Source organism: Pseudarthrobacter sp. 05T312 (assembly GCF_056396685.1).
The window spans coordinates 340912-360863 of sequence record NZ_JBFTLY010000001.1 but is presented as its reverse complement, the minus strand read 5'-3'; the positions used below and the strand labels follow the sequence as shown (position 1 = coordinate 360863).

General features: G+C 66.4%; 22 protein-coding genes. 14 read left to right on the top strand and 8 right to left on the bottom strand.

What is annotated here, in order from left to right:
• Positions 1-4: 4 nt before the first annotated feature.
• The 5 genes from AC1DIP_RS01815 to AC1DIP_RS01795 all read right to left on the bottom strand — a co-directional run bounded on the left by AC1DIP_RS01815 (position 5) and on the right by AC1DIP_RS01795 (position 3863).
• Positions 5-430 carry an ankyrin repeat domain-containing protein gene (locus tag AC1DIP_RS01815; RefSeq protein ID WP_477732637.1) on the bottom strand — a complete coding sequence of 142 codons (426 nt, stop codon included), beginning with the start codon at positions 428-430 and terminating at the stop codon, positions 5-7.
• The gene (gene ygfZ / locus AC1DIP_RS01810; protein WP_476206452.1) at positions 430-1512 is read right to left on the bottom strand and encodes a CAF17-like 4Fe-4S cluster assembly/insertion protein YgfZ; all 1083 of its coding nucleotides are present in this window, start codon (positions 1510-1512) and stop codon (positions 430-432) included. The genes AC1DIP_RS01815 and ygfZ overlap by 1 nt, the downstream gene beginning before the upstream one ends.
• 22 nt (positions 1513-1534) lie before the next feature.
• Positions 1535-2272 carry a flavodoxin family protein gene (locus AC1DIP_RS01805; protein ID WP_477732636.1) on the bottom strand — a complete coding sequence of 246 codons (738 nt, stop codon included), beginning with the start codon at positions 2270-2272 and terminating at the stop codon, positions 1535-1537.
• A 41-nt stretch (positions 2273-2313) separates the two neighbouring features.
• Entirely contained in the window at positions 2314-2922 is a 609-nt protein-coding gene (locus AC1DIP_RS01800; RefSeq protein WP_476206455.1) for a heme-binding beta-barrel domain-containing protein, read from the bottom strand.
• Positions 2923-3095: 173 nt separating this feature from the next.
• Positions 3096-3863 (bottom strand): permease, encoded by a 768-nt coding sequence (locus tag AC1DIP_RS01795; RefSeq protein ID WP_476211789.1) that lies wholly within the window; start codon positions 3861-3863, stop codon positions 3096-3098.
• A gap of 339 nt (positions 3864-4202) precedes the next feature.
• Between AC1DIP_RS01795 and AC1DIP_RS01790 the strand changes: the two genes are divergently transcribed.
• The 14 genes from AC1DIP_RS01790 (at position 4203) to asd (ending at position 16516) form a co-directional block, all read left to right on the top strand.
• Positions 4203-4901 (top strand): winged helix-turn-helix transcriptional regulator, encoded by a 699-nt coding sequence (locus AC1DIP_RS01790; protein ID WP_159631339.1) that lies wholly within the window; start codon positions 4203-4205, stop codon positions 4899-4901.
• Positions 4902-4934: 33 nt separating this feature from the next.
• Positions 4935-5903 carry a mycothiol synthase gene (mshD, locus tag AC1DIP_RS01785; protein ID WP_477732635.1) on the top strand — a complete coding sequence of 323 codons (969 nt, stop codon included), beginning with the start codon at positions 4935-4937 and terminating at the stop codon, positions 5901-5903.
• Between the two features lie 129 nt (positions 5904-6032).
• On the top strand, positions 6033-8282 hold the full coding sequence (locus tag AC1DIP_RS01780) for an RNA degradosome polyphosphate kinase (protein WP_477732634.1): 2250 nt from the start codon (positions 6033-6035) through the stop codon (positions 8280-8282).
• A gap of 11 nt (positions 8283-8293) precedes the next feature.
• On the top strand, positions 8294-9262 hold the full coding sequence (locus tag AC1DIP_RS01775) for an NUDIX hydrolase (RefSeq protein ID WP_477732633.1): 969 nt from the start codon (positions 8294-8296) through the stop codon (positions 9260-9262).
• A gap of 77 nt (positions 9263-9339) precedes the next feature.
• Positions 9340-10140, top strand: a complete 801-nt coding sequence (locus tag AC1DIP_RS01770) for a hypothetical protein (protein ID WP_477732632.1) — start codon at positions 9340-9342, stop codon at positions 10138-10140.
• An 8-nt stretch (positions 10141-10148) separates the two neighbouring features.
• Positions 10149-10973 (top strand): hypothetical protein, encoded by an 825-nt coding sequence (locus AC1DIP_RS01765; protein WP_477732631.1) that lies wholly within the window; start codon positions 10149-10151, stop codon positions 10971-10973.
• The gene (locus tag AC1DIP_RS01760) at positions 10951-11754 is read left to right on the top strand and encodes a thymidylate synthase (RefSeq protein WP_477732630.1); all 804 of its coding nucleotides are present in this window, start codon (positions 10951-10953) and stop codon (positions 11752-11754) included. The genes AC1DIP_RS01765 and AC1DIP_RS01760 overlap by 23 nt, the downstream gene beginning before the upstream one ends.
• On the top strand, positions 11751-12335 hold the full coding sequence (locus AC1DIP_RS01755) for a dihydrofolate reductase (RefSeq protein WP_366366999.1): 585 nt from the start codon (positions 11751-11753) through the stop codon (positions 12333-12335). Before AC1DIP_RS01760 ends, AC1DIP_RS01755 begins: the two co-directional genes overlap by 4 nt.
• 4 nt (positions 12336-12339) lie before the next feature.
• A complete protein-coding gene (locus AC1DIP_RS01750) occupies positions 12340-12558 on the top strand; it encodes an NF038396 family protein (RefSeq protein WP_141159734.1) in 219 nt (72 codons plus the stop codon).
• Between the two features lie 113 nt (positions 12559-12671).
• Complete coding sequence (locus AC1DIP_RS01745; protein WP_477732629.1) at positions 12672-13652, top strand: hypothetical protein; 981 nt, start codon at positions 12672-12674, stop codon at positions 13650-13652.
• 23 nt (positions 13653-13675) lie between these two features.
• Positions 13676-14320 carry a hypothetical protein gene (locus tag AC1DIP_RS01740; RefSeq protein ID WP_477732628.1) on the top strand — a complete coding sequence of 215 codons (645 nt, stop codon included), beginning with the start codon at positions 13676-13678 and terminating at the stop codon, positions 14318-14320.
• 2 nt (positions 14321-14322) lie between these two features.
• The gene (locus AC1DIP_RS01735) at positions 14323-14739 is read left to right on the top strand and encodes a hypothetical protein (RefSeq protein ID WP_476206469.1); all 417 of its coding nucleotides are present in this window, start codon (positions 14323-14325) and stop codon (positions 14737-14739) included.
• Positions 14740-14822: 83 nt separating this feature from the next.
• Positions 14823-15281, top strand: a complete 459-nt coding sequence (locus tag AC1DIP_RS01730) for a hypothetical protein (RefSeq protein WP_477732627.1) — start codon at positions 14823-14825, stop codon at positions 15279-15281.
• A 104-nt stretch (positions 15282-15385) separates the two neighbouring features.
• The gene (asd, locus tag AC1DIP_RS01725) at positions 15386-16516 is read left to right on the top strand and encodes an aspartate-semialdehyde dehydrogenase (RefSeq protein ID WP_477732626.1); all 1131 of its coding nucleotides are present in this window, start codon (positions 15386-15388) and stop codon (positions 16514-16516) included.
• Between the two features lie 57 nt (positions 16517-16573).
• On the opposite strand, the gene AC1DIP_RS01720 is transcribed toward asd, so the two are convergent.
• From AC1DIP_RS01720 to AC1DIP_RS01710, 3 genes are all read right to left on the bottom strand, one after another.
• The gene (locus AC1DIP_RS01720) at positions 16574-17551 is read right to left on the bottom strand and encodes a hypothetical protein (protein ID WP_477732625.1); all 978 of its coding nucleotides are present in this window, start codon (positions 17549-17551) and stop codon (positions 16574-16576) included.
• A gap of 151 nt (positions 17552-17702) precedes the next feature.
• Positions 17703-18806 (bottom strand): DNA glycosylase AlkZ-like family protein, encoded by a 1104-nt coding sequence (locus AC1DIP_RS01715; RefSeq protein ID WP_476206477.1) that lies wholly within the window; start codon positions 18804-18806, stop codon positions 17703-17705.
• A gap of 38 nt (positions 18807-18844) precedes the next feature.
• On the bottom strand, positions 18845-19912 hold the full coding sequence (locus AC1DIP_RS01710) for a UDP-N-acetylmuramate dehydrogenase (RefSeq protein WP_476206479.1): 1068 nt from the start codon (positions 19910-19912) through the stop codon (positions 18845-18847).
• Between the last annotated feature and the right edge of the window lie 40 nt (positions 19913-19952).

Here is a 19952-nt window from a genome sequence, read left to right as displayed (position 1 = left end):
AAGATCAGCCCAGCAGGTCCAGGATCTCCGTGCGGGCAAACATTTGCGCGGCGGCCCGGGCCGACGGCGCACCCGCGTCCGGATCCGCTCCGGCGCCCAGCAGGACCCGGGCCACGTCCGTGTAGCCCTTGAATGCCGCTCCGGCGAGGGGGGTCTGGCCCCGGTCGTTGGCGGTGTCGGCGTCGGCGCCGTGCTGCAGCAGCAGCTCCACGGTTTCGGCGTGGCCATGATACGCGGCGAGCATCAGCAGGGAGTCGCCGGCAGCGTTCGTCATGGTGGCGGGCAGGCCGGCCTCAAGGTAGGGGCCAAGCAGCGCAGCGTTCCCTTCACGGGCAGCCTGGAAGAGGGTCTGCGCCAAAGCCAGCGCGTCGTCGTCGTGCCCTTCTGCTGCCTCTGCCCCGGCGTGGACGGGCGTGGTGTTCTCGGTCATCAGCGTGGCCCCCTCAGGAATCCGGTCTGGCGTCCCACAACCTGGCCGGCGTCAGGAGCGACGATGAGTTCCTGGGCGGCCGGATACGGCTCATCGCCGTCCAGGACCGTCAGTATGTCATCCGGGGCCACGGAACGTTTTATGACCGCCAGCGCCACGGGGCCCATCTCGTAGTGCTGCGCCACCGAGGTCACGGTCCCCACTTTCCGCTCCCCGGCCATGACGGGGCTGCCGGCAGCGGGCAGGGTGTGTTGCGATCCGTCCAACTGGAGGAACACCAGCCGGCGCGGCGGGTGCCCGAGGTTGTGGACGCGGGCGATGGTTTCCTGGCCCTTGTAGCAGCCCTTGGCCAGGTGCACGGCGGTGCGCAGCAGGTCCAGTTCATGGGGGATGGTCTTGTCATCCGTTTCGGCGCCGATCCGGGGGCGCCAGGCGGCCACCCGGAGGGCCTCGGCGGCGTGCACGCCGGCCAAGGGCCGGCCGGCAACGGCGTCCTCGAGCCCTGCGGCGGGGATGAGGTACTCGAACCAGGGACGTTCAAGGCCGGGGTGGTTCTCCTCGGAAACGGTGGCGTAGGAGTATCCGCCCGCGGAAACGTGCGGCCACGGGTCCTGCCACGCGAGGTGCCCGGCCCAGTCCGGTACGGTCCGCGTGCTGCCCACCACGGCCCAGTCCGCGGAGGCGTCGGCGATCTCCACCCGCAGCATGAACTTCATGCGGTTGAGGTACTCGGCCAGCGGGGCGGCCTCTGCTGCCTCGACGATCAGCCAGGTGGTTTCCCCGTCATCGACCACCCGGGCATCAAAGTCGATCCGGCCCTGGACGCTGAGGAGCAGCAGTTCGCTGGACTCCCCCGGCTTCAGGGCTGCCACCTGCTGGGACGACAGGGTGTTGAGCCAGCTGAGCCTGTCCGGCCCGGTAACGGTGACCACGCCGCGGTGGGAAAGGTCGACGACGGCAGTTCCGGCGGCAAGGGCGCGCTGCTCGCGCAGCGGCTCGCCATAGTGGGCGGCGACTCCGGCGTCGGGGCCGGTGGCCTCGACGGCACCGGGGCGCGACAACAGAGGGCTTGGCGTAGTCATATGAAGTAGAAGTCCTTGGAGGTCAGCGGTATTCCGGATTTTCGAAATCGAACCTTGTCCCGGCAGCCCATTCGCCGGGCAGGTTTCCGTAGGCGGGATAGCCGCCCGCGTCCTTGAGGGTCCGGGCCAGGTGCAGGAGGTTCCAGGTCATGAACGTCGTGTTCCGGTTGGTGAAGTCAGTTTCCGGACCACCGGAGCCTTCATCGAGGTAGCTCGGACCAGGGCCAACGGGCCCGATCCACCCGGCGTCGGCCTGGGGCGGAATGCTGAAGCCGATGTGCTGCAGGCTGTAGAGGACGTTCATGGCGCAATGCTTGATCCCGTCCTCGTTTCCGGTAATCAGGCAGCCGCCGACCTTGGGATAGAACGCCCATTGGCCTTTGCTGTTGAGTTCACCGGAGTGGGCGTAGAGGCGTTCGATCAGCTTCTTGGTCTGGGACGAGTTGTCCCCCAGCCAGATGGGCCCGGCCACCACCACGATGTCGGCTTCCTTGACCGCCGGGTACAGCTGCGGCCACTCGTCGGTGGCCCAGCCGTGCTGGGTCATGTCTGGGTAGACACCGCTGGCGACGTCGTGGTCCACCGTACGGATCACGGTGGTGCTGACGCCGTGTTTTTCCATGATCCGGCGGCTGATGCGGATCAGCCCGTCCGTATTGGACGTCTGGGGCGTCTTCTTCAGCGTGCCGTTGAAGAAGACAGCTTTCAGGTCGCTGTAATCAGCCGGCGATCCTGCTGCTTCGACGGTGCTCTCTTGCACGGTGCCGCTCCCCTCTTTTGGATCCGGAGGATCCTAACTGGTCATGAGACCCGGTGCAGGAACGCGGAGGCGTGTGCCTCCAGCCCTTTTCCTGCGTCACCCCCGGTGGCAACGTCCCAGCGCCACAACAGGTTGCCGTCCACCAGTCCGAAGATCCGGGTGGCTGCACTGTAGTCCTTGGAGTGGCTTCCGCGCATCACCATGTCAGTAGTCAGCTGGATCTGCGGCCCTTTGATCTGGCCGTAGTACAGCTCCGAGATTCCGCCGGGGTGCGAAATGGACACGGAGATGTCGAAGCCGCCGTCCTTGTTGCGCAGCGCTTCGACCTCGTCGGCGCTCTTCAGCACCGGGACGATGTCTGCCGGCACCAGCCCGGGGCCGCCGTCGGCGTCGAGCTGCTTGCGCTCCAGCGCCCAGAAGCCCGTCTCGACGGTGAGCGGACGCAGGCGCGTGCCGTCGTCGTCGGTCAACCAGCTTTCGGCACGGTACTGCAGGTACGGCAGGCCGTTGTGGGTGAAGGAGACGTGCTGCAGGAAGTGCTCGGAATCTTCGTCGCCGCTGCCCAGCCGCCCCCGGCCCTCCCACTCACCAATGAGCCAGGAGAGGGGGACGAGCTCGGGGGTCAGGTCTGTAGGAATCTCAATGGGCATTGGTATTACCTCCAGCTACGGCCGGTCCCGTGAAAGGGGTGGCTACTGCTGGCCCTTGAAGAGGCGGTAGACCACGAAGCCGGCGAACCAGGCCATGGACAGGCTCGCGATGCCGAGCAGGACAAGGAAGAAGATTTCAAAAGCAAGTACGGACATGGTGCCATCCTAACCCGTTAGTAGATGAGTAGTTTGTCTATGAAGTACGCCAGGGATCCAACAGCCGAGACCGGGGCCAGTCCCATGCCCAGGGCGGCGAGGATGTTCAGCGGAGCGCCGCGGAGGGTGGCCAGCCGCCGGAAGCTCGCCAGCACCGCACCCACAACCACTCCGAAGATGGCTGCCGGCAGGACGGCGATGTCCGACAGGACCAGCCCTGCCAACGGACCGGCCAGGCCGGCGAGCACCACTCCGAGCGGGGCAACAATGCTGTCCGGCCAGCGGATGAGCCCGGCCAGCAGGGCCACTGCCGCGCTGATCGCCGCCACCAGGAGCATCTCGCGGACACCGTTGAAGCGGGAGCCGGCAATCCAGCCTGCCCCCAGGCAGGACAGCAGGACACCGGCGCAGCACCCCAGGGTGGATTCCAGCCGTTGCGCCTGCCCTGTTCCGCGGATGAGCTGCACCACGAACACCGCCATCATTCCCAGGGCCACGAAGCCCGGCGTCCAGTCCAGGTATCCGGGGGCCGGCACCAGCCCGGCGGCGACCGCGGCGCCCGCACCAGGCAGGGCGATGACGGCGGCGAGGGTCTTCTTGGCGGGGATGCGGAGGAAGTGCGGCCAACCGATGCCCACCGCCACGGCGATCACGATCCCCACCACCACCAGTGCCTCCGGCGAGGCGTAGACCCCGGCGATGATGGCGATGAGGCCGGCGATCCCGACGACGCCGACGGTCCAGGAGCCGAGTGAACGCGCGGGGGCCTGCAGTTCCGCCGTCATGCGTGGCCCGGCCTGTGCTTCGTCGGTGCACTCACTGCGCTGTTTTCCCATCCTGGCGGTCGGCCGGAAGGCAGGTCTGCCCCCTCATGGCAGGGCGGGTGCGCCCTGGTCCAATCCTGCCTTATGTGAACTGGATATGTCGCAAAACGTGCCTGTCCACGTCCCGAATCTGTGGTCAGGGAGGGGCTGCCGGGTATACTCAAAGCTCAGCTACGCTCCCTGCTGAGGTGGCTGGCCGGCGGCGTGCTGACGGTCCAAAACCTTCCGCAGGAGCCAGTACCGGCCGGTGGGAATCCGGTTCAGTCGCCCAACGATGCGCGGACAGCCCTTGGAGGAACAATGTCGCACATCCTGTTACTGACCAACAGCACCGGTTCTTCGGTGGACATCCTGCCTGCCCTCGAGCTGCTGAACCACAGGGTCCATATCCTCCCCGCCGAGCCGACGGCCCTCCTCGAAACAGACCCCTGCGACATTGTCCTGCTGGACGCCCGCAAGGACCTGGTGGGCGCCCGCTCCCTCACCCAGCTCCTGAAAGCCACTGGCCTCAGCGCCCCGCTCGTGCTGATCCTCACTGAGGGCGGCATGGCAGCGGTGTCCTCCGCCTGGGCCGTTGACGACATCGTCCTCGATTCCGCCGGCCCCGCTGAGGTGGAGGCCCGCATCCGGCTGTCCGTCGCCCGGGCCGTGCCCGAGCAGGAAGACACCCCGAGCGAAATCCGTGCCGCCGGCGTCGTCATCGATGAGGCAAGCTACACGGCCCGCGTCAACGGGGCGCCCCTGAACCTGACCTTCAAGGAGTTCGAACTCCTGAAGTACCTGGCGCAGCACCCCGGCCGCGTCTTCACCCGGCAGCAGCTGCTTACCGAGGTGTGGGGTTACGACTACTACGGCGGCACGCGCACCGTGGATGTCCACGTCCGGCGGCTGCGGGCCAAGCTCGGCGCGGACCACGAGAACCTGATCAGCACCGTCAGGAACGTGGGCTACCGCCTGACCCTGGTCCGGCAGCAGGAAGATGAACTCACCGAGGCCTGAGCCTGGACCGCCGCCGGCGTATAGCCTTGGCTCATGACTCCAGCGCATCCGCAGAAGTGGCCCGTCCATGTCGTCCGGGGCGGAGTTGACCAGCAACTGCTGAAAGACTGCCGCGACCTTTTGGCCGCGGCTGAGGAATCGGACGGCAATCCTTCCATTTCCGAGCAAACCCTGGTGACCATGCGCGCCGGGGATTCGGCGGAGCACACACTGCTTACACTGGCCCTCTACGCGCCGGACGAGGACTCCGACCCGGTGACCGGCCAGGATCTGGCGGGCTTCGCCGTCGTTGTTGAAGAGCAGGACGGAACCGGCATCCTGGAAATAGCCGTCCATCCCTCGTACCGGAACCAGGGTGTGGCGGACCGGCTGGTGGGCGCGCTGAAGGAGGTCCGTGGCTTTGACGGGCTGAAGGCGTGGTCCCACGGCAACCACGAGGCCGCGGCAGACCTTGCCGCCCGCTACGGGTACGCGCCGGTGCGCGAGTTGTGGAAGATGCGGATGACGACGGCGGGAGCGGACCTGCCCGACGCCGCCCTTCCGGACGGCGTGGCTATCCGTGCCTTCGTGCCCGGCAAGGATGAGGAGGCGTGGCTGGCCGCCAACCGGGCGGCGTTCGCCCACCACCCCGAGCAGGGCGGCCTCACCAGGGCCGACCTCGACGCGCGCATGGCGGAGGACTGGTTCGACCCGGCCGGCTTCCTCCTGGCGGAGGGCCGGGACGGCCGCCTGCTCGGGTACCACTGGACCAAGGTCCACCCCCGCCACGGTGAGCACCCTGCGATCGGCGAGGTTTACGTCGTGGGCGTGACGCCGGAGGCGCAGGGCATGGGCCTGGGCAAGGCTTTGACCATTGCCGGCATCAAACACCTTCGCGACGCGGGATTGAACGGCGTGATGCTTTACGTGGATGTGGACAATGCCCCGGCCGTTGCCCTGTACCGCCGGCTCGGCTTCACCCGCTGGGACATGGACGTCATGTACGGCCCCGCCGGCGGGTAGGCAGGCCGCGAACCAATCCCCGGCGCCGCGTAAAACAAAGGCCGTGGGGCCGGTGAATGCTTGTAAGGTTGAAATGGAGCCGCGCGGGGCGGAAGCGCCGGCACTGGAGCGCCAGCTAAAGGAGAAGCCATGAACCCGGAACCGTCCGGAACAGCCACGTCCCAGGATGTTGCGGTGCCTGTCCGGGCCCGCTTCGGCTCCTCCGAAGTACCGGCATCACGGGCCACCCAGGACCGGATCGACATCCCTGAGTTCGCACCGAACCTGCAGCCGGAAGGCGACATCCGCCCTGACCGGTTCCTGGACCGCGAACTGAGCTGGCTTGCCTTCAATTCCCGGGTGCTGGAACTGGCGGAAGACCCCACCCTCCACCTGCTGGAACGGGTCAGCTTCCTGTCCATCTTCGCCTCCAACCTGGACGAGTTCTTCATGGTCCGCGTGGCAGGCCTCAAGCGCCGCATTGCGACCGGACTCGCCGTCCCCTCCCCTGCCGGCCTGAGCCCGGTTGAGGTGCTGGAGCGGATCAGCGAGGAAGCCCACCGGCTCCAGCAGCGGCACGCACAGGTCTTCGCCGAGCAGATCCGGCCAGCCCTTGCCTACGAGCACATCCACGTCATGCAATGGGGTGAACTGGACGACGCCGCCCAGCAGCAGCTCAGCGTCATGTTCGCGGAAAAGGTCTTCCCCATCCTCACGCCGCTGGCCGTGGATCCGGCGCACCCCTTCCCCTACATCTCGGGCCTGTCACTGAACCTTGCCGTGGTGGTCCGGAACCCGGTCAGCGACAAGGAGCTCTTCGCCCGCGTCAAAGTCCCGGACCAGCTCCCGCGACTGATCTCCATCGACGGCCCCCGCGCCGGTGCCGTGCCGGGCCGGGTGGCGCGGTTCATCGCGCTTGAAGAAGTCATCGCCGTCCACCTGGACAAGCTCTTCCCCGGCATGGAGGTCCTGGAGCACCACACCTTCCGCGTCACGCGCAATGAAGACGTGGAGGTTGAGGAAGACGACGCCGAGAACCTCCTGCAGGCACTGGAGAAGGAACTCCTCCGCCGCCGATTCGGCCCGCCGGTCAGGCTGGAAGTCACCAACGACATCAACCCCAACATCCGGGCGCTGCTGATCCGTGAGCTGGGGGTTGAAGAGTCCGAGGTGTACTCGGTACCGGCGCCGCTGGACATGCGCGGCCTGTCCGTCATAGCCGGCATCGACCGGGCGGACCTGCACTACCCCAAGCGCGTCCCGCACACCTCCCGGTACCTGAACGAGTCCGAAACGTCCAAGGCCGCCAATGTGTTTGCTGCCATGCGGCGCCGGGACATCCTGCTGCACCATCCCTACGATTCGTTCTCCACCTCCGTGCAGGCGTTCCTGGAGCAGGCCGCGGCAGACCCGAAAGTCCAGGCCATCAAGCAGACCCTGTACCGGACCTCCGGGGACTCCCCCATTGTGGATGCCCTGATCGACGCCGCGGAGGCCGGCAAGCAGGTGCTGGCACTGGTGGAAATCAAGGCCAGGTTTGATGAGCAGGCCAACATCTCGTGGGCCCGCAAACTGGAGCAGGCCGGCGTCCATGTGGTGTACGGCATCGTGGGCCTGAAAACGCACTGCAAGCTGTCCCTGGTGGTCCGGCAGGAAGTGGACGGGCTGCGCCGCTACTGCCACATCGGCACCGGCAACTACCACCCGCGCACCGCCCGGTACTATGAGGACCTGGGCCTGCTGACCGCCGACGAACAGGTAGGCCAGGATCTTTCCAAGCTGTTCAACCAGCTTTCCGGCTACGCGCCCAAATCGACGTTCAAGCGCCTCCTGGTGGCACCCCGTTCCGTGCGGTCCGGTCTCATCGACCGGATCGAAACGGAGATCCGCAATGCCCGCGCCGGAATTCCCGGGCACGTGCAGATCAAGGTGAACTCGATGGTGGACGAAGCCATCATCGACTCGTTGTACCGCGCGTCCCAGGCGGGCGTGAAGGTGGACGTGGTGGTCCGGGGCATCTGTTCGCTGCGGCCCGGCGTTCCTGGCCTCAGCGAGCACATCACCGTCCGCTCCATCCTGGGCCGGTTCCTGGAGCACTCACGGGTATTCGCCTTCGCCAACGGCGGGGACCCCGTGGTGTACATCGGGTCCGCTGACATGATGCACCGCAACCTTGACCGCCGGGTGGAGGCCCTGGTCCAGTTGGCCAGCGCGGATGACATCACCTACGTCCTTGACCTCCTGCGGCGCTACATGGACCCGGAAACCTCCAGCTGGCACCTCGACAACGAGGGCCGCTGGATCCGGCACCACCTCTCCGAGGACGGGAAGCCGCTTGAAGACGTCCAGTCCTGGCTGCTGGCATCCCGGCCGCGGCAACGCAGCCTGAGCCGGCGATAAGGGCCGCCGCGTTGTCGAGCGATGCACTCGTAGCTGACCAGACTGACCACCCGGGGGAACCCATAGCTGTAACTGCTGCGGGCGCCATTCCCTGGCGCGCCGGCAGGGACGGCCTGGAGGTCCTGCTGATCCACCGGCCCCGCTATGACGACTGGTCATGGCCCAAGGGAAAAATCGACGCCGGCGAGACAATCCCCGAATGCGCCGTCCGTGAGGTGTGGGAGGAGATCGGCCTCAAGGCGCCCCTGGGCATACCGCTGCCGCCCATCCACTACCACGTGGCGTCGGGCCTCAAGGTCGTCCACTACTGGGCGGTCAGGGTCAACGGTGACAGCCTGGTTCCGGACGGCAAGGAGGTGGACAGCGTGATGTGGTGCGCCCCCGAAAAGGCCGCCCGCCTGCTGTCCAACCCGTCCGACGTCGGCCCGCTTGAATACCTGCGCGACGCGCACGAACGCGGGGAGCTGGACACCTGGCCCTTGCTGGTGCTCCGCCATGCCAAGGCCAAGCCGCGCTCGTCCTGGAGCAAGGCCGAGGGCGAACGCCCGCTGGCGGCCACCGGATCCCGGCAGGCCCAGGCCGTGGGCCGGCTCCTGCAGGCCTGGAAGCCGATGCGGGTGGTCAGCAGCCCCTGGCTGCGCTGCGTCGCCACCGTTGCCCCCTACGCTCGCGCGACTGGGGCCAAGGTGAAGCTGGCAGAAGGGCTGACCGAGCATAAACACCAGCGCAGCCCGAAGAAGACGGCTGCCGTCATCGAGTCCCTGGTGGACAAGCAACGGCCCGTGGTGGTCTGCACCCACCGGCCCGCCCTGCCCACGGTGCTGAAGCAACTGGCCGCCCACATGCCATCACACCTCGCTAAGCTGCTGCCGGCCCACGAGCCATACCTCTCGCCCGGCGAGCTCGTGGTGTGCCATGTGGCCAACGGCGGGAAGAAACGCGTTGTAGCGGTGGAGCAGTTCAAGCCCTTTGACGACTAGCCCGGCTCGGGCCGCTTGACCCAGGACTGGTATCCCCCTTGACTTAGGGGAACTATGCACAGTTCTGGGGGGATAACGTGCCGGCTGCCACCACCACTTTTGCTTTTGATGTTCCACCGGCAACTGTCCTGTGGCCGCTCCTGCTTATTGGCGGAGTGTACGTCCTGCTCCGTTTCCTGATCCGCCGGGGCCGGGACATGTCCGCCGCAGCGTCCCGGCATGCGTTGTGCACCGGCGTCATCGGATGGATGGCGAGCTCCTTGCTTCCCGCGGCGAATGCGGGCATCCTGCCACTGCCCGGGGCATCACCGGGGCCCGTGGACATCGCCCCGGCCCTCGCCTGGCCTGTATTCGGCTGCCTGGCCGCATATGCGCTGGGGCAGGCAACCTACCCCAAGGCACGCGCCCAGCCGGTGGCGCGGGGCGGAAGGCCGCCCGGGCTCCGGGCGCTGGTATCGCGTCCCCTGGCCTGGACGGTGGCGGTGATCCTCCTGTCCGCCGCCCAGATCGTGTGGACGTCCACGCTGCCGGGCTTCGACGCCCGCCCTTACAGCTCACGTCCGGATGGTGACGGCGGTTATGCCACGTTCGGAGGGGAAGGCCGCATAGCCGGCATGGATCTGGCGATGTACCTGGGCGGGGCGTTGGTCGTCCTGGCCGGCGGCACCCTCGCCGTGCTGGTGCTGACCAGCCGCCGGGCGCCGGTCAACGGACTGGCGCCCCGAGCGGACAGACTCCTGCGGGCCATCACCACAAACCGCCTGCTCCGAACGGTGGCGACAATTGCGTCCGGGCTGGCGGCCATCGCGGGAACCACGCAGCCCGCCCCGCTCCGGCCGTTGGGCCTGCGAATTGGTTCAACCCGGCCGGCGCATTGAACCTGGCGGTGCTGCTGCTGATGCTGCTGTGGGCACCGCCCAGCCTTGCCGGACGGCCCGCATCCCGCCGGGACGCCGGCGCGCAGGCCCAGCCGGCCACCCGGTTGTTGGTGTCCATCGGTGCCGCGATGGGGCTGGCAGCATTCGTGCCCATACCCGCGGCAATCTTCGTCCCGGGAACCGTCACGGGCCATCCCGCGCTGTTCGTAGCTGTTTCCTCGGCCGCCGTCCTGGCCGTAGTGTCGCTCGGCGAACTGCTGGTGCACCGGAATTACGGGACCGCGGACGAGCCCCTGCAGTGGCCCCGCCAACCGGTCCCACCCGCCCTGGCCTGCACCCTGGCTGCCGCTGCGACCGTTCTCCTGGCTGTCCTGTTCCTTGTTGCAGGGCGGCAGGCTGAACTGGGCGCACAGCAGTCGTGGCCGGTGACGGCCTGGAGCAGCGCCCCGGTTGTGGTCGCGTCAGGGGTCCCCCTCGTGCTCGCCCGCCGTCGTCACAGCATCCCTGGGTTGGTCCCCGGACTCGACGCCGCACTCCGTGCCATCACGGTGCACCGGGTGGTCCGGACGCAGGCCGCGTACCTGGCCGGCCAGGCCGGGGTGCTTCTGATGAGCGCCGGACCAAAGCTGCACCCGGCGTCGCCTCTCGGTCCGGAACGGTGGGACGTCGTCTGGCAGGCTGCCCCCGCCGTCGGGGCTCTCCTCGCAGCCGCGGCAGTGGGGATCGCGGTAATCCCTGTCGGCGGAACAGACCAGCGCGGTACCTCCGGACCTCCGCCGGCCCAAGATCTTCAGCCAGTAGACTTGAGGCGTGAGCATCCCAACGCCTTATGAAGACCTCCTGCGCGATGTCCTGGCCACCGGCACCCATAAATCGGACCGCACGGGCACCGGAACCACCAGCGTTTTCGGGCGCCAGATCCGCTTTGACCTCTCCAAGAGTTTCCCGCTGATCACCACCAAGCGGGTCCACTTCAAGTCAGTGGCGGTGGAGCTCCTGTGGTTCCTGCGCGGCGAGACCAACATCAAGTGGATGACGGACCAGGGCGTCACCATCTGGAACGAATGGGCGGATGAGGACGGCGACCTCGGCCCGGTCTACGGCGTGCAGTGGCGCAGCTGGCCCACCCCGGACGGCGGCCATATCGACCAGATCGCTGAACTCATCGAGAACTTGAAGTCGAATCCGGACTCCCGCCGGCACATCGTGTCCGCGTGGAACGTCTCCGAGCTCAATGACATGGCGCTCCCGCCCTGCCACGCGTTCTTCCAGTTCTACGTGGCCAACGGCAAACTCTCCTGCCAGCTCTACCAGCGCTCCGCTGACATGTTCCTGGGCGTCCCCTTCAACATCGCCTCCTACGCGCTGCTGACCTGCATGGTCGCCCAGCAGGTGGGCCTGGAACCGGGCGAATTCGTGTGGACCGGCGGTGACGTGCACATCTACGAGAACCACATGGACCAGGTCCTCAAGCAGCTGGAACGCGAGCCCTACGAGTACCCGCAGCTGAAAATCACCCGCAAGCCGGCCTCGATCTTCGACTACACGCTCGAGGACTTTGAAGTGCTGGGCTACCAGCACCACCCCACCATCAAGGCACCGATTGCCGTATGAGCACCGAAAACTTCACTGACCCCCAGTCCTTCACGGAGGAACTGGCCGCATCCATCACCGGCGTGGGGCTGGTGTGGGCCCAGACCTCCGACGGCGTCATCGGCAAGGACGGGGACATGCCCTGGAACCTGCCCGAGGACCTCAAGCACTTCACCCGGCTCACCACCGGCCACCCGGTCATCATGGGCCGGAAGACCTGGCTGTCGTTCCCGGACAAGTACCGTCCGCTGCCCGGACGCACCAACATCGTCATCACCCGGCAGAAAAGCTGGGCCAACACGCCCGAGGCGGAGGGCGCCGTCGTTGTTCCCTCCCTGGATGACGCGCTCCTTGAGTCGCAGTTTGTCGACGGCGGCGAGACCGTCTGGATCCTGGGCGGCGGGGACGTCTTCCGCCAGTCCACGGACCTCGCCAACGTTGCGGTGGTCACCACCATCGATGTGAAGGCCGACGGCGACACTTTCGCCCCGGAGCTTGGCACCAGTTGGGAGGCCACCGCCTCCGTCCCGCCGGACGGGTGGCTGACGGCCGCTAACGGCACACGCTACCGATTCACCAAATGGTCACGGACCGAGGGCTAGGAACATGCTGAAGAAACCGGAAACCCTGTTCGTCCTGGGCTACATGCTGCTGCCCCTGCTTGCACTGCTGTCCGCGATCGTGGGGCTCACCATGATCCTGGGCGGGAACAAGATCGCCGGGGCCATCGTGCTGGTGGTGGTCACCCAGGTGTTCACCTTCGGGGCGTTCTTCGCGCTCCGCGCGCGGAAGGCAGCCGTGCTGGAGCAGTCAGACCAGGGCTAGCGCTTACAGCAGCGCATGGGGAGACCACCCCATCGCGGCCGGCCCGCTCCTGGCCTAGGCTGGGGCACGCAGCACTCTGGGGGCTGCTGGATGAATATTTGGGGGGAATCCTGGTGGCAGGAACTTTGTGGGGCGCCGACGTCGAGCAACTGCGGGCCCTCGCGCAGCAGTTCAACCAGACGGCGGATTTGCTGCAGCAGCAGTCGACGCAGCTGAGCAGCCAGATCAACAACAACCCGGCCTGGAAGGGCGCGGACGCCCAGCGGTTCCGGTCTGACTGGAACAGCAACCACCGGACGCTCCTTCAGCAAACTGTCTCGCGCTTGAAGCAGGAGTCGAAAGTCCTGCTTCAGAATGCTAATGAGCAGGAGAAGGCCAGCACCACCGGCTCCGGCTCCAGTGGTGGACCCGGCGAAGGTTCGCCGGCCGGCACCGACGGCCCCCGCCGTCCAATCCCGGGGCAGGGCAGCAACGATCCCTGGGGACCGGACTGGCCCACTGATCCCAACTCCCCTTTCCGCAGCGGCTGGGATATCTACAACCTGACCAAAGCGTTGCCGAACCTCCGGGCGGGACTGTTCGATCTTCCCCATTTCATCAGCAAGGCAGATAACCTCGGCGAGTTCCTGTTCTCCCGGGATTTCCAGAGCGTGGCAAAAGCGTTCCAAAACACAAATATGCTGAGCCAGTATTTCAACACTTCATCGGAACTGTTCGATGGCAGGTGGGATACCGCCTTGCGTCTCGCCGAGGGTGGCAAGGCGGCCGAGTTCTTCAAATTTGGTGGCAGGGCCCTAGGCGGAATCGGAGTAGGTCTTGACGTCTTGGACACCGTCAACAACGCCAAGGAGGGCGACGTAGGAGCCGCCTTCTACTCTGGAATCAAGGCTGGTCTGGGAGTGGTGAGTTTCGCTCCCCCGCCTGTCGGAACGGCAGCAATGGTTGCATCCGGAGCGTTGGCCATCTATGACAACGTTCCGATAGTCAAAGAAACCGTCAATGCCATCGGCGGTTCCATCGCTGACGGTGCAAAGGAAGTCTGGGAAGGCGCTGGAGACGCCGCTGAAAAAGTCGGCGACTTCTTTGGATTCTGAGCCCACAACGAGAGGTGTCTACGATGACTGAGATAACGACGGAAGCCGACACCATCCCCGATGCGATCGGATATGGCTTTGCCGAGATGGTTACCCTTGCAAGCCTCCAGCGCGGGGACGCCTCTGTCCACAGCGCTGAAGCACTGAGGGTGGACGGCTATCTGAACAATACGGACATGGTGAGCGCGGGCGCGTCGTCACTGGTGGCACGAGGCCTGGCCAAAGCCGAAAATGACGGGCTCCTGTCCGTATCAGGCCCCACTGCCGCCGTCGCTGCCCTGCTCTCCTCCGCCATCCGTCGCATTGAGATCTCGCTACTGACGGCCGAAGGGGGCGACAGCGTGGTCTTCATGGAAAATGATGACATCCATCTGCTGTTCCAGCCTCGCGCCTACTTCACGTGGTGGGCAATGGCTCAGCGACCGGACGTTACCGCAGCCGAGGCCAACCTCATGGTCATCAAGCAACACCTGGAAAGAAACCCCGAGGGCGGCGCCACTATTCGCCGCCGGGAGGATCCCACCGGCCAAACCCTCTACGTAAAAAATGGCGGCGGCGGACTATGGACCACTGGTATCTCCACACCCACGGAGCAGGACATTGCTGAAACCAGGGGCGTGGACGACGCCGGCCTCCTTCACCGCATCCGCACCGTCCGACAGGACTGACTGTGACATTCGACCGAGACCGTGAGCGGCGCAACGATGCCGTCCACGCCGAGCATAAGGCGGCGCTTGCACGGGGTGAAAAACGGGTGCTGCGAACTACCGACACGGGCGAACTGCACAGCTACCCCGCCGATGAAATTGGGTTTTCTCCAGGCCGTGGCCACGTGCAGGTCCAAACCTGGTGGGGTATGGGAATCCTGACAGGCGTCATGGCGCTCCTGGCCCTTCTCTCGCTGGTAATACTGCTCAGGCCCCTACCTGACGGCGGCCAGCCGTTCTGGGGCGCCCTGGTCCTCACCGCATTCGGCATTTTCGGCGCCTGGTATACCTTCCGCATGGCAAGGGACGAATACCGGGCCAAAAAATTGCGGAAAAAACGGCATGCACCGGAACCCGGAACCGGACCTTTCAATGAATGATCCAACTAGAACTTGGGCTGTCGCCTTCTCCCGATGATCGCGTCTCACTAATGGCAATGGATCCTGCCTTACAGAAGCTACTTGTGGACCGACCGTACTTCTACGCAACCGCCATGGGACCCACGGTCTACGCCTACACAAAGGACGAATGGGGAATCGGTGGTTCCCAGCCGTCGGGAAATTACTCAGTCCACACGGCAACCGGGCTCGTTGTGGTGACAGCCCTCATGACCATTCCGGCTTTTGGCGCACCTCTGATGCTCATCATTGCCCTGGCCACCCTGAATGTCGTTGTGGTCGTTTTCGGACTGCTGGGCACTGTCCTTTTCACTGGAGGCTGGCTCCTGGGAATCCGCAGCCTTCGCCGGGAGATGCGAGCTGCCAAGCTGCGCCGGCTGAACGGGCTGCCGAAACCGCGGTTTGCCCTTACCGACGACCAGGCACGCGCCTGGTTCGAATCAAACCCGTCGCCCATAGCCATCAACCGCAAAAACTTCCCTGACAGCACCCGGCCGTTTCCCGGAGACGCACCGTCGGCCTAACCGCCGCTGACGGCACCGGTACGTGCCGGCGTCGCACGTCAGTCCCAACTGCGGCGTGACGTAACCGACTGCGTCCTTCCGGATGCGAAGTCTAAACTGGACCAATGACTACAGCAGCTACCCCTTCCGTCGGCCTGGTCGGATGGCGCGGCATGGTCGGTTCCGTCCTGATGCAGCGCATGCAGGACGAGGGCGACTTCGCCAACATCAACCCGGTGTTCTTCTCCACCTCCAACGCGGGAGGTGCCGCGCCGTCCTTCGCTGATGGCGCCGGCAAGCTCGAGAACGCGTTCGACCTCGACACCCTGGCGAAGCTGCCCATTATTGTCACCGCCCAGGGCGGGGACTACACCAAGCAGGTCCATGGCGAACTGCGCAGCCGCGGCTGGGACGGCCTCTGGATCGATGCCGCCTCCACGCTGCGCATGAACGACGACTCGATCCTCGTCCTGGACCCCATTAACCGCGATGTCATCGACAAGGGCCTGGTCAACGGCACCAAGGACTTCATCGGCGGCAACTGCACCGTCTCCTGCATGCTCATGGGCCTCGGCGGCCTGTTCAAGAACGGCCTGGTCGAGTGGGGCACCTCCATGACCTACCAGGCAGCCTCCGGCGGCGGTGCCCGGCACATGCGCGAGCTCCTCAGCCAGTTCGGCACGCTCAACGCCGAGGTCAGCACGGAACTGGACGACCCGGCGTCGGCCATCCTGGACATCGACCGCAAGGTCCTGGCCCACCAGCGCACCGACATCGACGCGACTCAGTTCGGTGTCCCCCTGGCCGGCTCCCTGATCCCCTGGATCGACGCGGACCTGGGCAACGGGCAGTCCAAGGAAGAGTGGAAGGCCGGGGTGGAGACCAACAAGATCCTGGGCACCTCCGAGGAAAACCATGTGATCATGGACGGCCTCTGTGTCCGGATCGGCGCCATGCGGTCCCACTCGCAAGCCCTGACCCTGAAGCTTCGCGAGGATCTCTCCGTCGCCGAGATCGAGAAGCTGCTGGACGCAGACAACGAGTGGGCCACCGTGGTGCCCAACACCAAGGAAGCATCCATGGCTGACCTGACCCCCGTGGCGGCGTCCGGCACACTGAACATCCCGGTGGGGCGGATCCGCAAGCTGGAGATGGGCCCCGAATACATCAGCGCCTTCACCGTGGGCGACCAGCTCCTCTGGGGCGCCGCCGAGCCGCTGCGCCGCATGCTCAACATCGCCACCGGCACCCTTTAACCTTCAGCTGCCCCACGAGCGGCCCTGGCCCGCATAACCGTTGCTGCCCTGCACCGGTTATGCGGGGCGGGGCCGCTTTTGCATTCCGGCGTGGCGCGCGAGGAATGCGTACAGCCGCTGCCGCAGCTCTCCCGGCCGGTCCAGTTGCTTCCAGTTGATGCGGAAAACCGCCCAACCAAGCTCCTGCAGCGCGTTCTCCCGGCGCCGCTCCGCGAGCAGCACATCGGCCGTTGGCCTGTACTCCGTGTACTTGGCGGCACCGTCGAACTCGATGATCACCAAGGCATCTTGATCCGCGAAATCAGCCCGGAACAGGCCCTCGCGGGTGGTGATGCCCACCTGCGGTTCGAACATGCTTAGGCCAAAAGACCGCAGCAGCAGTCTGGTCCGTGTCTCCCCCGGGGATTCTGACCGCGCATCCAGGACCTCCAGCAGGTCCCAGGCCCGCCTGCCGCCGCGGACCACTGGACTGTCGTTCAGCAACTGCCGCATGTCCTCGATGGACGCACCCTTGCGCAGCGCGTGGTCACCGATCACAGCGGCTTTGTCCAAGGGCAGGATACGTGCGCAGTCCAGCACGGTCCGCTCGGCACTTGTGGTCAGGATTTCCCGCCCGTCGGGCGTCCGCAGTGAAGCCTTCTCAGCTTCCGCGAGCGGCTGCCTGTGGGTCCGGACGTCCCTCCCCGCGCTGGCCTTCGAGTTGGAGTACTGGGTTGTCACGTGCACCGCGGAGCCTCCGCCCCAGACAAAAAGACCCCGCAACAAGGCCGCGCTCACGTGGCTGTACCGGGACCGGCTGTGGGTAAATTCGAGATGCGCCATCAGGCGGACCTGGTCCCGGTCCCACGGCGCGAGCGTATTCCAGTAGCCGCTCCGGACGTAGGCTCCCCGCCGCACCCGGAGCACGGCGCCGCTCTTCACGGCCGCAGTCAGCACGCGGTCGTCCAGCCCGGCGGCCGCCAATTGGTGCGTTGACGCAACCACCTGCGCGGGCCAGCGATGGTCGACGAGGGCCTGCAGAGCATCGAACTTCATTGTCCAAGGGTCGGCGGCGGACACCGGCAGCGGAAGCACAGGACGCCGCTATGTGAATGGCCGGCGGTACGAGCGGCCCTTGCCCGCGGAACCGTTGCCGCCCAGCACCGGTTATGCGGGGCAGGGCCGGTTATGCGGGGCTGGAAGCCGCTCAGGTGGCCAGGAACCTCGTGTAGCGCCGGCCGGCCTTGGCCAGGGCTGCCTGCGCCGCCGGGCCAAGCGGCCGGGCTTCGTCGAAGAGTTTGGGTACGACGGCGGCACCCGGCCCCGTGCCCTGCAGCGCCCAGGTGCCAACCACCTTCCCAGCGGCGACCACCGTCTTCTTGAAGACACCGTTGCCGCCGGGCACGATCAGATCGAAATGCTCGGGTGCCAGGACAAGGCTGCGGTCCGTATAGCCCAGGACAAACTCATCAAAACCGGGCAGCAGGTGGACCGACCGGCCGCCTGGTACACCGGATTCCAGGAGGGCCGCCACCTCCGGGGACAGCCAGTAGCTGGTCCCCCCGAATTCCAGCTCCACCAACTCGCGCCGGACGAGTTCAAACGCCGTGCGCACCTCGGTCAGCGGCAGCTGCGTCCACCAGGCGAAGTCGCGGAGGGTGGCCGGCCCATGGCTGCGGAAGTATCGGAGCAGGAACTCTGCCAGGGCCGCCTCGCGTTCCAGGCTCCTCGATACCGGTATCCATTCGTGGAACGCGGCGATCAGCTGCTGGTTTCCGGCCAGGGGCCCCAGGACCAGCCAGCCGTGCCGGCAGAGCGAACCCAGGAGATGGATCCCGCGCTGGCCCTGGGTCGGCTGGCCTCCGTCGTCGAACACCTTGAACAGTGCGGCGCGGCTGATGGGGCCGTCCGCCAGGATACGGTCCAGCGCCAGATCGCGGGCCTTCTCCACGTCCGCCCACGTAATCTCCAGCTGCCGGTGACGGCCCGCGACGCTCCTGGTGAGCCGTTCGGCCGTGAGGTCCAGCATCCAGCGCAGGTCTTCGGGGGCAACCAAATGCAGTGTCCCGCGCATGGGCCAGGACCGGACAATAGCTCCGGAATCGATGGCGGCACGCACCTGGGAAAGCCCTGCTCCCGGCACCCGGGCCCCGACCGCCCACAGTGCCGCCGGCAGGTCCTGCGCCTGCATGGCGGTCATCCACCGGACCAGCTCCGGCACGGAGGTACCCTCTATCCCGGCGAGCCGCTGGGACACCAGCCGGAGCCTGCCGACCATCCTGCCGTCGCGCAGGGCACCAGATGCAGCCATGCGCCCATCCTAGGCCGGGCGCGGCCCTGAGGGGACGGCTAGAGTTCGAGGCCGATGAGCAGCGGCTCCGGATGCAGCGAAATGCCGAAGTGGCGTTCGACGCCGGCCCGCACCTCCCGTGCGACAGCCACCATATCGGCGGCGCTGGCGGAGCCGCGGTTGGTGATGGCCAGGGTGTGCTTGGTGGACAGCGACGCGCGGCCTCCAGCCACGCCGTCGTCTTCCAGGCCGAAGCCCTTCCCGAAGCCTGCCTGGTCAATCAGCCATGCTGCGGAGAGCTTCACCATCCCGTCCTGCCCGGCAGGGTATCGCGGAGCGTTTTCCGGCAGTTTGTCCGCGACGTCGGCCGCCACAATGGGGTTGGTGAAGAAGGACCCGGTGGAGTAGGTGTCACGGTCAGCGGCGTCCCACACCATTCCCTTGGAGGCACGAAGGCGGAGTACTTCGCGGCGGACGTCGTTCGCGTAGGCGCGCTGGCCCACTTCCACACCCAGGGCCCGGGCCAGCTCGGCATAACGGATGGGCGCGCTCATCCGGCCCAGCGGCAGCTGGAACTCGACGGTGAGGACCACATACCGGGGCGAGCCATTGACGGTGGTCTGCTTGAGGATGGAGTCCCGGTAGCCGAACTTCAACTCCGAGTTGGTGAAGGTCTGCACGGCGTTCCGCTCGCGGTCCCAGGTACGGACGGCGGCGATGGTCTGGGAAACGTCGGCACCGTAGGCACCCACGTTCTGGACCGGCGTGGCCCCCGTTGAGCCGGGGATCCCGGACAACGCCTCGATACCGGACCAGGCGTGCAGCACCGCGTGCTCCACCAGCTTGTCCCAGTTGTGCCCGGCCTGCACCACCACTGCCACTCCCCCGCAGGAGTCCTCGGCGTTGACCGTGAACCCCTCGGAGGCGATCCTGATGACCGTCCCGGGGAACCCGTCGTCGGAGACCAGGAGGTTGGACCCGCCGCTGACGATCAGGACCTGTTCCGCGGCGGCATCCGCCGAGCGGACCGCGTCGATAATCTCAGCCTCGGTGCGGGCCTCGATGTACTTGCCGGCAGGGCCTCCGACGGCGGAGGTGGTCAGGGAGGAAAGGAGCGTGGAAGTCACCTGTCCACGTTACTTGAAGATACTGTGCAAGCGCAGTGAC

Coding starts and splice junctions, on each gene's coding strand:
- AC1DIP_RS01815 (WP_477732637.1), bottom strand. CDS start 430: ATGACCGAGAACACCACGCCCGTCCACGCCGGGGCAGAGGCAGCAGAA.
- ygfZ (WP_476206452.1), bottom strand. CDS start 1,512: ATGACTACGCCAAGCCCTCTGTTGTCGCGCCCCGGTGCCGTCGAGGCC.
- AC1DIP_RS01800 (WP_476206455.1), bottom strand. CDS start 2,922: ATGCCCATTGAGATTCCTACAGACCTGACCCCCGAGCTCGTCCCCCTC.
- AC1DIP_RS01795 (WP_476211789.1), bottom strand. CDS start 3,863: ATGACGGCGGAACTGCAGGCCCCCGCGCGTTCACTCGGCTCCTGGACC.
- AC1DIP_RS01790 (WP_159631339.1), top strand. CDS start 4,203: ATGTCGCACATCCTGTTACTGACCAACAGCACCGGTTCTTCGGTGGAC.
- mshD (WP_477732635.1), top strand. CDS start 4,935: ATGACTCCAGCGCATCCGCAGAAGTGGCCCGTCCATGTCGTCCGGGGC.
- AC1DIP_RS01780 (WP_477732634.1), top strand. CDS start 6,033: ATGAACCCGGAACCGTCCGGAACAGCCACGTCCCAGGATGTTGCGGTG.
- AC1DIP_RS01755 (WP_366366999.1), top strand. CDS start 11,751: ATGAGCACCGAAAACTTCACTGACCCCCAGTCCTTCACGGAGGAACTG.
- AC1DIP_RS01750 (WP_141159734.1), top strand. CDS start 12,340: ATGCTGAAGAAACCGGAAACCCTGTTCGTCCTGGGCTACATGCTGCTG.
- AC1DIP_RS01740 (WP_477732628.1), top strand. CDS start 13,676: ATGACTGAGATAACGACGGAAGCCGACACCATCCCCGATGCGATCGGA.
- asd (WP_477732626.1), top strand. CDS start 15,386: ATGACTACAGCAGCTACCCCTTCCGTCGGCCTGGTCGGATGGCGCGGC.
- AC1DIP_RS01720 (WP_477732625.1), bottom strand. CDS start 17,551: ATGAAGTTCGATGCTCTGCAGGCCCTCGTCGACCATCGCTGGCCCGCG.
- AC1DIP_RS01715 (WP_476206477.1), bottom strand. CDS start 18,806: ATGGCTGCATCTGGTGCCCTGCGCGACGGCAGGATGGTCGGCAGGCTC.